This is a genomic window from Yoonia sp., from assembly GCF_036770585.1.
Lineage (GTDB): Bacteria > Pseudomonadota > Alphaproteobacteria > Rhodobacterales > Rhodobacteraceae > Yoonia.
Map to the genome: position 1 here is coordinate 1 of NZ_DAIPIW010000015.1, position 9,351 is coordinate 9,351.

Annotated in this window: 8 protein-coding genes; 3 read left to right on the plus strand and 5 right to left on the minus strand. The window is 61.7% G+C overall.

Annotation, left to right across the window (positions count from 1 at the left end; all coding sequences use genetic code 11):
* Positions 1-70 precede the first annotated feature (70 nt).
* On the plus strand, positions 71-1,351 hold the full coding sequence (locus tag V7N12_RS04550) for an FGGY-family carbohydrate kinase (RefSeq protein WP_333712990.1): 1,281 nt from the start codon (positions 71-73) through the stop codon (positions 1,349-1,351).
* A 153-nt stretch (positions 1,352-1,504) separates the two neighbouring features.
* Here the strand turns inward: V7N12_RS04550 and V7N12_RS04555 are convergent, their stop codons facing one another.
* From V7N12_RS04555 to V7N12_RS04570, 4 genes are all read right to left on the minus strand, one after another.
* Entirely contained in the window at positions 1,505-2,608 is a 1,104-nt protein-coding gene (locus tag V7N12_RS04555; protein WP_333712991.1) for a hypothetical protein, read from the minus strand.
* A 70-nt stretch (positions 2,609-2,678) separates the two neighbouring features.
* Positions 2,679-3,953 carry an extracellular solute-binding protein gene (locus V7N12_RS04560; RefSeq protein ID WP_333712992.1) on the minus strand — a complete coding sequence of 425 codons (1,275 nt, stop codon included), beginning with the start codon at positions 3,951-3,953 and terminating at the stop codon, positions 2,679-2,681.
* A 28-nt stretch (positions 3,954-3,981) separates the two neighbouring features.
* Positions 3,982-4,815 (minus strand): carbohydrate ABC transporter permease, encoded by an 834-nt coding sequence (locus V7N12_RS04565; RefSeq protein WP_333712994.1) that lies wholly within the window; start codon positions 4,813-4,815, stop codon positions 3,982-3,984.
* Entirely contained in the window at positions 4,815-5,906 is a 1,092-nt protein-coding gene (locus tag V7N12_RS04570; RefSeq protein WP_333712996.1) for a carbohydrate ABC transporter permease, read from the minus strand. Before V7N12_RS04570 ends, V7N12_RS04565 begins: the two co-directional genes overlap by 1 nt.
* A gap of 126 nt (positions 5,907-6,032) precedes the next feature.
* On the opposite strand from V7N12_RS04570, the gene V7N12_RS04575 reads away from it, so the two are divergent.
* Positions 6,033-7,028, plus strand: coding sequence for a LacI family DNA-binding transcriptional regulator (locus V7N12_RS04575; protein WP_333712998.1), 996 nt, complete (start codon positions 6,033-6,035; stop codon positions 7,026-7,028).
* A gap of 76 nt (positions 7,029-7,104) precedes the next feature.
* Here the strand turns inward: V7N12_RS04575 and V7N12_RS04580 are convergent, their stop codons facing one another.
* Positions 7,105-8,016: a DMT family transporter gene (locus V7N12_RS04580; protein WP_333713000.1), complete on the minus strand. Its 912-nt coding sequence runs from the start codon at positions 8,014-8,016 to the stop codon at positions 7,105-7,107.
* Between the two features lie 180 nt (positions 8,017-8,196).
* On the opposite strand from V7N12_RS04580, the gene V7N12_RS04585 reads away from it, so the two are divergent.
* Positions 8,197-9,327 (plus strand): ABC transporter permease, encoded by a 1,131-nt coding sequence (locus tag V7N12_RS04585; protein ID WP_333713001.1) that lies wholly within the window; start codon positions 8,197-8,199, stop codon positions 9,325-9,327.
* Positions 9,328-9,351: the final 24 nt, after the last annotated feature.

Consider the following 9,351-nt stretch of genomic DNA (forward strand, 5'->3'; position numbering starts at 1 on the left):
GTCCGTCCGGGGAAAGGGGAAGTCCGCTCAGCACACGATTTGTGCAACAGAGCCCACCCGACCGAACACGGTGCATGCAGGTCCACCATATCCGCATTTCGACATCGAAGGTCATTGGGAGTTCATCCTGATCGGCCTGTCGCGTTTTCAGGCGGAATATGGCATCGCGGCGATCACAGTGACGACACACGGGGCGGCGGGCGCGCTTCTCGACGGAAGTGGCACACTGGCGGCGCCGGTTCTCGACTATGAATATACAGGGCCCGATACACTCGCTGCGGACTACAACACACTCCGGCCACCCTTCTCCGAGACAGGTTCGCCCCGGCTTTCAATGGGTCTCAATCTTGGCGCACAGCTTCACTTCCAATTCGCGACGGACCCTTCCCTGAAAGACCGCGTCGCTGCCATCGTCACATATCCGCAGTTCTGGGGATACCGTCTGACAGGGGTCCTTGCGACGGATGTGACATCGCTTGGCTGCCACACCGATCTGTGGAACCCCTACAAAGGGCAGTTTTCGTCCCTGCCAGAGACGCTGGGCCTCGCCGACAAGACTGCGCCCGCCCGCAAACCGGGCGACCTGCTGGGCCCCATCACGGCCGAGATCGCGCTGCGCACCGGCCTGCCAGCGGCAACGCCGGTCTATTGCGGCATCCACGATTCAAACGCGTCGCTTCTGCCCCATCTGACTGCGCAAGAGCCGCCCTTCAGCGTGGTCTCTACCGGCACCTGGGTCATTGCGATGGCTGTCGGCGGCAAGCCGGTCACGCTCGATCCGGCGTTGGATACGCTTGTGAACGTCAATGCCTTCGGTGATCCCGTGCCTTCGGCCCGGTTCATGGGGGGACGAGAGCACGATCTGGCGCTCGGCGAGTCCATCGTGGCGGCCAGCGATGCGGATATAGCGCATATCCTGCACGCGCGCGTCATGCTCTTGCCCGCTTTGGCATCAGACAGCGGGCCTTTTGCGGGTGCGCAAAGTCGCTGGATCGGGGGTGAACCGCCGTTGGGCACCGGTCGCAGAACTGCTGCAATGGGCCTTTACCTTGCACTTGTGACTGCGCGATGTCTCGCACTTGTCGGACATCAGGGCCCCATCATCATTGAAGGCCCTTTTGCGCAAAACAGGACCTTTCTGTCGATGCTTGGTGTCGCGACATCGTCACCAATTGTGCCCATGGGCAGCGCGACAGGGACAAGCCAAGGCGCCGCCCAGCTGATCAAGGGCCAAAGTGGGCCAAAATCAGGGTATGACGCATGGCCGCCACCCAGCGACGAGCGGCGGACACTGATGCAAGACTATGCTGCTGTCTGGGCGTCTGAAACATCCCGGCACGTGGGTCGTTGAGCTACGGAACCAGACGAAACTTTCGCTTTCCATCCCCTGTCCGGGCCATTTACCGCGTCAGGGGTGCGGGATAGGCTGACGCCATGCCCTTGCCGTTCCGGGCGGCGGCAGCGGTTTTGGACCCATGGATGTATCAGCGCATGGCGCCGGAAATCAGCCAAGCCCCCGCGACCGGTCCTGTTGTGCGGTTCCTGTCAGCGACCGGATCATCTGGATTTCTTTCGGGTCATAGGGCCGGCCATCTTCCTTCAACAGATCGTGGAACCAGATAGAGCGGTCGATCTGCCCCCCGTGCGCCAGCACCAGATCGTCAGGCCAAGGCAGCCATGTTTGCGTGCGCCCTTTGACCAGACCCCATTGGAAGCAACCGACGTTGCGTTCATGAAAGAGGGCCAACTGGTCCGAGATCCGGCTGTCGATCTGGCGCGCCATCCATTCGGTGCAGATGACAGGCCGGTCGAGCACTTCGAGGTAGTCGACAAACTGCGCCACCCGCTTGCGGTTCCAGTAGGCGTGAAAGGTGATGATGTCCGAATGCAGCAGGGCGCTCCGGTCGATCTCGGTCTGGTAGGGGTGCGCGTCGCTGTCGGGCAGCGGCGTTGTCCATGCTGCAACCGTAAGCGGGGCGTCGGGGCCGATCTCGCGTGCCACGGCAAAGCTGGCTTGCATCAGCGCAAGGGCGTGATGCGCCAGTTCCGCGTTGAACTGGGAATACTCGGTCTTGTCGAAATCCATCCGGTTGCCCGGCTCGTTGTAGAGATCCCAGAAAAGCACACGGGGATCGGCGCGAAATGCAGCGATGATATCGTGGACATAGGCCTCCAGTGACGGCCTGAGGTCCTTGTCGAGCACCGCCGACCGCCCGGGCGAGGCAACCGCGCGGCTGTTGTGGATGCCCGGCAGCGGGTCCGGTTGTGGTCCCCAGACCGGTTCCTCGCCGCTAAAGCCGCAATCGTCGAAGAGGCAGGGAACCGTGCTGATCCCATGGCGGGATGCGGCGCCCATCAGCCGGTCGAACCTGTCCAGCAGACCGTCCCGGTCATGCTGCCAGCCCAGAAAGGGCAGGTTCACGCGGATCGCGTTAAAGCCGATGTCCGAGGCCCATCGCAACTCGCGTTCGATCGTGGGCATGTCAAAGGTCTGACCGTGCCACATCTCGATGAAATTCACGGCCGAGGACGGCAGGTAGTTGAAACCACAGACCCAAGACTTCGATTGCCACCAGTCCTTGGCCTCGTTTTCGGTCCAACGGTCCATTGCTGTCGTTCCTGATCGGTGTCTTTGAAGCAGAGACGCCCCGCCAAAGGCCGGCGAGGCGTCGGATGTCCTAGCGGTCCAGCAGATCCTGGACTTCCATTTCGGCATCGCCAAGGGCATCCTCGACAGGTTTTCCGGTCAGCCAGATGGCCTGCAACTCGCGGTTCAGCACATCCTGGATTGCGCCGTAACGCGCGCTTGGCGGCGTGTCCCTGGCGATTGCGGCCGTGCCGGTGTATTCGTCACGATGCGGCAGCGAGGTATAGGCCGCACTTTGAACCACGGACTCGCGCACCGCCATATGGCCAGTCCGCGCCCAGTCGATGTTGTGGTCGTTGATGAAGGCCAGCACCCTCAGCGCCGCCGTCTTGTCGTCGCCTGCAAGGGTCGAGGGGATCGCCCACATGTGGCTGTCCGCCCATGTGGCGCCGGTCTCGAAAAGTGTCGGGAAGTCCGCGACAAAATAGGTGTTCAGCGCAACCTCGTCTTTCGCGGCCTCGGCAGCGTAGAAGTCGACAACCCATGTCCCGTTCACAAGGATCGCGGCCTCACCGTTCAGGAAGGCCTGCTGGCTGTCTGCGTAGTTCAGTTGCGGGTTCGCCAGCCCGGCGTCGAACAGCTGGGTGATCGTCGTTACGGCATTCCGACCGGCCTCGGTGTTGATTGTGGCCGTGCCGTCCTCGGTAAAGATATTGGCGTTCTGCTGCCACATCAGCGCAAGAACCAGACGGACCCCGATGGGGAATTGCGCAAAGTCGGCGGCGAGGTAGTCCATACCCGTCGCATCCTTGACCTGCTGCGCGTGGGCCAGCAGCTCTGCCGGTGACGACGGCAGAACGGGCCGGCCGTTCTCGACCAGACCGGCCTCGGCCATGATGTCCATGTTCACGTGCCAGAGGTTGGCGTGGAAATCCATCGGCACACCGTAGATGCCGCCGTTGAAGCTGACCGCATCAAGCGCCGCGGGTGACCAGTCAGAGGGATCGATGCCTGCGGCTTCGAGATCGCCCGAGATTTCGGCGAGCGCGCCAATGCCCGCGAATTCGGGGATGCGGTGGCGGTGCATGACATGGACGTCCGGCGGGGTGCCGCCTGCATAGGCTGCCTTGATCTGGTCGTAGTAGTTGCCCCAGTCGGTCGGCAGCGTGTTGATCGAGATGCCGTCAAGTTCGGCATCCGCCGCGTTGATGATCGACTGGATGATGCAGGCCTCGCCGACGGATGTCGTCGTATCGGTGCCCGCATCCTCGCAGGCGCCGAAAAAGCGGCCCAAGGTGACCTCTTGCGCAACCGCGCCGGTTGTGATGGTGGCGGCGGCTGCCGCAGTCAAAAGCACATGTTTCATTGGTTTCCTCCCAGAATGTGCGTGAAGTTCAGCCCTTCGATCCGCCGACGGTCATGGCTTGCACCACATACCGCTGGAAGATCAGGAACAGGATGACGACCGGAAGCGAGGCGATGACGCCCGAGGCCATGACACGGCCAAGCCCCTCCGATTGCGCGAAGTTCGATTGGACGGACGCAAGCCCCAGCGTGATCGTGAAGTATTCCCGCTGCTGCGCCGAAACGAGCGGCCAGAGATAGTCATTCCAGGCGTAAAGAAACGTCAGGATGGCCAGCGTCATCATCGCGGGGCGTGCCAGTGGCAGCATGATATACCAGAAGATGCGCAGCCAGCCGACACCATCCAGACGTGCGGCCTCTTCGATGTCATTGGGGATCGCCCGGAAAAACTGCATCATCAGGAACACCCCGATCGGCACAGCCATGCGCGGCAGGATCAGCGCATGGTAAGAGTTGTGCCAGCCAAGATCGGCGAACATCGTGTAAAGCGGGATGAAAACCGCCTGTTCAGGCACCATCAGACCGATCAGGCAGATGATCGTGACGACTGTCTTTCCCGGAAACTCCAGACGGGCCAGCGCATAGCCGCCGGTGGTCGACACCGCCAGAACGCCAAGTGTCATGCCGACAGCGACGATCAGCGAATTCAGGAACCACCACGGTGTTTGTCCAAAGGCGAACAGGGCGGCGTAATTCTCGGCCGTGAAGGGCAAGGGGACCAGACCGAAGGCGGTCGAGGACGTGGTGCGGGCCAGAACCTCGTTGGGCTGGAATGACAGCGACACCATCCAGATGGTGGGCACCAGCCAGATGAAAGCGGGTATCGAAAGCGCTATGACAAGCCAGTAATAGCTGCGGTTCATCACTTCCCCTCCCGTCCGAGAATGAACTGGATCACCGAGAAGGTGCCCATGATGACGAATAGGAAGACCGCCATGGCCGAGGCGCGGCCAAGCTCGCTGTCGCGAAAGCCGGTCTGGTAGATGTATCGGACAAGCACCTGCGTGGTGTCGTTGGGTCCACCTTGGGTCATCAGGTGCGATTGCCCGAAGACCTGAAAATGCAGGATGATCTGCAAGACGACGACCAGCGTGATCGTCCGTTGCAGGTTCGGCAGGGTGACATACCAGAACGCCTTAGGCCCCTTGGCATTATCAAGCGCCGCCGCCTCGTAGATCTCTTTCGAGATGTCCTGAAGACCCGCCAGAAACAGGATCATCGCGATCCCGAGCGACCACCAGACCGTCGCGATCACAATCGCGGCCATGGCGAATTGCTCGTTGGTCAGCCAGTTGACCGGCGTGCCGCCGAAGGTCTCGGTGATATTGGCGATCAGGCCCTGACGGGGCGAAAACATGATCTGCCAGATCAGGGTGACGACCGTGACCGACAGAACCTGACTAAGGAAGAAAAGCGTCCGCAGCACGCCCATCGCCCTGGTTTCCTTGTTGAGTGCGGCCGCAAGCAAGAGCGCCGAGATCGTCACTCCGGGCACGGCCAGCCCGACGAACAAAAGCGTATTGCCGACCGTCGGCCAGAACCGGCGATCATACCAACGACCACCTTCGCCGGGATGGAAACCGGGGAGGACAACCAAGAGCAGCGACACCACACCAAGAGCAATGGCGTTGAAGCGGCTCAGCCGGCCCACCCGGCGGAGATAGACTGATGCGGCAAGGCCGAGGACGCCAAGGCCCTGCCAGAACGTGGATACGAACCCCCATTCGATATTGCGGCCCCACATGACGCGCTCGTAATTGCGCAAGCCGATGAATTCCTTGGCGTCGGGGTTGAATGCGACCGCCAGCAGGTTCCAGTCATGCAGGCTGATCCAGAACCCCCTGAAGAACGGATAGACGAGGAAAAACGCATAGGTCAGCAAAAACGGCGACAACAAAAGCCAGGCGGCCTGCGTTTGGCTCAGCTGTTTTCTGGCTGCCTTGGGTTCCTGCATCCTTCCCTCCCCGAACTCTGCGAATCTTCTTGTGCTAAAAATATTAGCAATATTTATTAGTATCGAGCAACATTTATCTCGATGGGCAGCTAAGGCATGACAGATGCAGGAAAATCCAGGGTGACCATGAAAGATGTCGCCCTCAGATCGGGGGTGTCTCAGTCCACGGTCTCATTTGTTCTGAACGGGTTGGAGGACATGCGCATCAGCCGCGAGACACGTCAGCGGGTGATGAAGGCCGTCGAGGAACTCGGCTATCGTCCCCGGGGGGCGGGCCGCCCGCCCAAGTCAACCAGCGCCGGGGTCATCGGGCTGATGTTCGACGAAATCGCGACAAGCCCGTTTGCGGCCATCTCGATCGAGGGCGTGCAAGAGGCGGCGTGGAAGGCGAACGTGATTGTCGAGGTCGTGATGACGGGCGGCGATCCCGACTATGAAGCCGAGGTGCTCAAGAAATGGTCCGGCGACAACGCGATCGGCGTGATCTACGGGTCCATCCTCACGCGAGAGCTTGCCGCGCCCGACGGATTGGGGCGCCATCGGGGGGTGCTGTTGAATTGCAGCGATGGCGCTAGTCGCTACCCCAGCGTCGTTCCCGCCGAGCGCCGCGGCGGAGAGGTCGCAACACATGCGCTGATCGCGCAAGGCCACCGGCGGATTGCGTTTATTTCGGGTGAACCGTGGATGCAGGCCTCGGATCAGCGCATGGAGGGCTACGAACGCGCGCTCAGGGCCGCGCGCATTCCGGTCGATCCGTCGCTGATCGTCGAGGGGAACTTTCTGCCCTCTGGTGGTCGGGCGGCGACCCTGAAACTGATGCAAGAGGGGCGAAACCCCGACGCGATCTTTTGCGCCAATGACCTGACCGCGGTGGGTTGCTACGAAGCGCTGAAAGAGTTGGGCGAGGTTCCGGGCAAGACCGTCGCAGTGATGGGCTATGACGATCAGGAAATTGCCCAGCATCTGTCGCCGTCCCTCTCGACCGTGCTGCTGCCGCACCGAGAGATGGGCCAATGGTGTGTCGAACAGCTTTTGTCCGGGGACACGTCACCTGTTCAAGAGCGGATGTCATGCCCGTTGATCCTGCGAGAGTCGCACCACATCCAAGGTGCGGGATCATAGGGCCTTAGCGCAGCGATGCGGTTGCGATGGCATGGTTTCATGCGAATGCCACGGCACGGCGACGCGAGGTGGTGGGTCAATGGATGGGCGGTGGTTTTCTGCGCTTGCCGGACAGCGCATTCCCCGCAATCGCCAAAAGCAGAACGGCACCGCCGATCAGGGTATTTGCGGTCGCGGTTTCCCCCAGAAACAGCCAGACCCAAAGCGGGCCGAGCAGAACTTCGGCGAGGGACAGCAGGGCAAGCTCTGCTGCGGGAAGGCTGCGCGAACCCAGCGTATAGAGTATCAATCCCGCGCCAACCTGAAATACGCCCATGCCCATCGCGATGCCGCCGTCATTGGGGCTCAGCACCAGCGGGAAGCCAAGGCCAAGGCAGATTGTCAGGGTAATGGCGATCCCGAAGAGGCCGGACAGGAAGACCGATGGCAGCATCTCACCCGTGCGGCCCCACCGCAGCGCCACCGTAAAGACAGCAAACCCCAGCGCCGACCCCAAAGCGGCGAGGCTGCCGTTCAGGGCGACAGCCCCGGACTTGTCCGCCACCATGATCGCGATCCCGCCGATTGCCACGGCGATTGCACCCCATGTTGCCGCGCGCACGGGTTCTCGCAGGACAATCCAGCCGATGACCGCAGCCATGAACGGTGCCGTCGCAAAAAGCAGCATGGCATTCGCGACCGACGTATTCTGGATCGCGTAAATGCCGCCGGAATAGGCCGCGACCAGCGACAACGCGGCAATCACCGCCGGAAAACCTGTGCGGCGGATTTGAACAAAGGGGCTTTCGCCGGATCGCAGCCTGATGAGCAGATACAAAAACAGCGACATGCTGATCGACCGGTAAAGCAGTATCTGCCACACGACGGCATCTTCGATCAGGCGAATGCCAAGGCCGACGGTCGACCACAGAACCCCTGCCGCAAAGACGAAGAGCACGCCGTATTTGTGGGCGTCCGCATGCGGGGTCGGGGGTGATATGGACGTCATCTCATGCCATTCAGGAAGTCTGTGCAAACAGCCTAACGTCTTGGCCGGCGTTCTGATCACCCGAAAGCGACATTGTTGCGGACTGCTGCGCGCGGGCGGGCTGCCCGTCCGCCATCGGTGAGCCGGTCTGACACAGTCCTTGTTGATCGTCGTCGTCCGACCTGACATCGTTATCCCATCATGCAAACCGCGATTGACCTCGATATTTCAGACCAGGCCGATACCGACAAAGTGGTCGCGCGCCTGCGCGGGCGGATGACCGTCGAGACGGTCACCGCGCTTTTGCCCCGCCTGTTGTCGGTGCAATCCGAACGTCGAATTGACCTTGATCTGGGGGATGTGACGCGGGTGGACACCGCAGGGGGCTGGCTGCTTTGCACGCTGGAACGACAATTCGCGCAAGACGGCAGAGAGCTCAGGATCGTGAATGCAGGTCCCGATGTGCAAGCCATCATCGAATCCGTGCGCAACGCGATGCCGGATGCGGCCCCGCCACCCGGGGCGGACAGGTCGATCAGGGCGCGGCTCGATGCGCTTGGCAGATCGGTCAGTGCGGGCGTTGGCTTCTTTCTCGAACTGACGGGCTATCTGGGCATCATCGTGCACCGCCTGTTTCGCACCTTGCGTCACCCGCGCACGTTCCGCCTGACCGCGCTGGTCGCCCATTGCGAGGATGTGGGCCTGCGGGCCGTTCCGATCGTGGCGCTGATGGCCTTTCTCATCGGCGTGGTTCTTGCGTTCCAGGGCTCGGCCCAGTTGCGCCAGTTCGGGGCCGAGGTCTTTGTCGTGGACCTGATCGCCATTTCGATCCTGCGCGAGTTGGGGATCTTGCTGACCGCGATCATCGTCGCGGGGCGCACCGCATCCGCCTTTACCGCCGCCATCGGGTCGATGAAGATGCGCGAAGAGATCGACGCGATGCGGACGCTCGGCCTTGACCCGCCGACGGTGCTGTTCCTGCCGCGTGTTCTGGCGCTGCTTTTGATGCTGCCGATCCTCGGGCTGATCGCGAACCTCATGGGGCTTCTGGGGGGCGCGCTGATGGCATGGATCGATCTGGGCATATCGCCGATGATGTTCCAGACACGGCTTCTCGAAGGGACCGATATCAGCCACCTTTTCGTCGGCATGATCAAGGCACCTGTCTTTGCAATGATCATCGGTATTGTCGGCTGCCATGCAGGGATGCGGGTCGGGGGCAACGCCGAGTCGCTTGGCCGCATGACGTCGAATGCCGTGGTCACGGCGATCTTTGCCGTGATCGTCGCGGATGCGCTCTTTTCCATCTTCTTTGCGCAGGTGGGCCTATGACCGCAGCCGCCGCAGCCGCAGCCG

Excerpts from the sequence above, each read along its gene's own strand:
- V7N12_RS04555 (WP_333712991.1), bottom strand. The coding sequence starts at position 2,608 with ATGGACCGTTGGACCGAAAACGAGGCCAAGGACTGGTGGCAATCGAAG.
- V7N12_RS04560 (WP_333712992.1), bottom strand. The coding sequence starts at position 3,953 with ATGAAACATGTGCTTTTGACTGCGGCAGCCGCCGCCACCATCACAACC.
- V7N12_RS04565 (WP_333712994.1), bottom strand. The coding sequence starts at position 4,815 with ATGAACCGCAGCTATTACTGGCTTGTCATAGCGCTTTCGATACCCGCT.
- V7N12_RS04570 (WP_333712996.1), bottom strand. The coding sequence starts at position 5,906 with ATGCAGGAACCCAAGGCAGCCAGAAAACAGCTGAGCCAAACGCAGGCC.
- V7N12_RS04575 (WP_333712998.1), top strand. The coding sequence starts at position 6,033 with ATGAAAGATGTCGCCCTCAGATCGGGGGTGTCTCAGTCCACGGTCTCA.
- V7N12_RS04580 (WP_333713000.1), bottom strand. The coding sequence starts at position 8,016 with ATGACGTCCATATCACCCCCGACCCCGCATGCGGACGCCCACAAATAC.
- V7N12_RS04585 (WP_333713001.1), top strand. The coding sequence starts at position 8,197 with ATGCAAACCGCGATTGACCTCGATATTTCAGACCAGGCCGATACCGAC.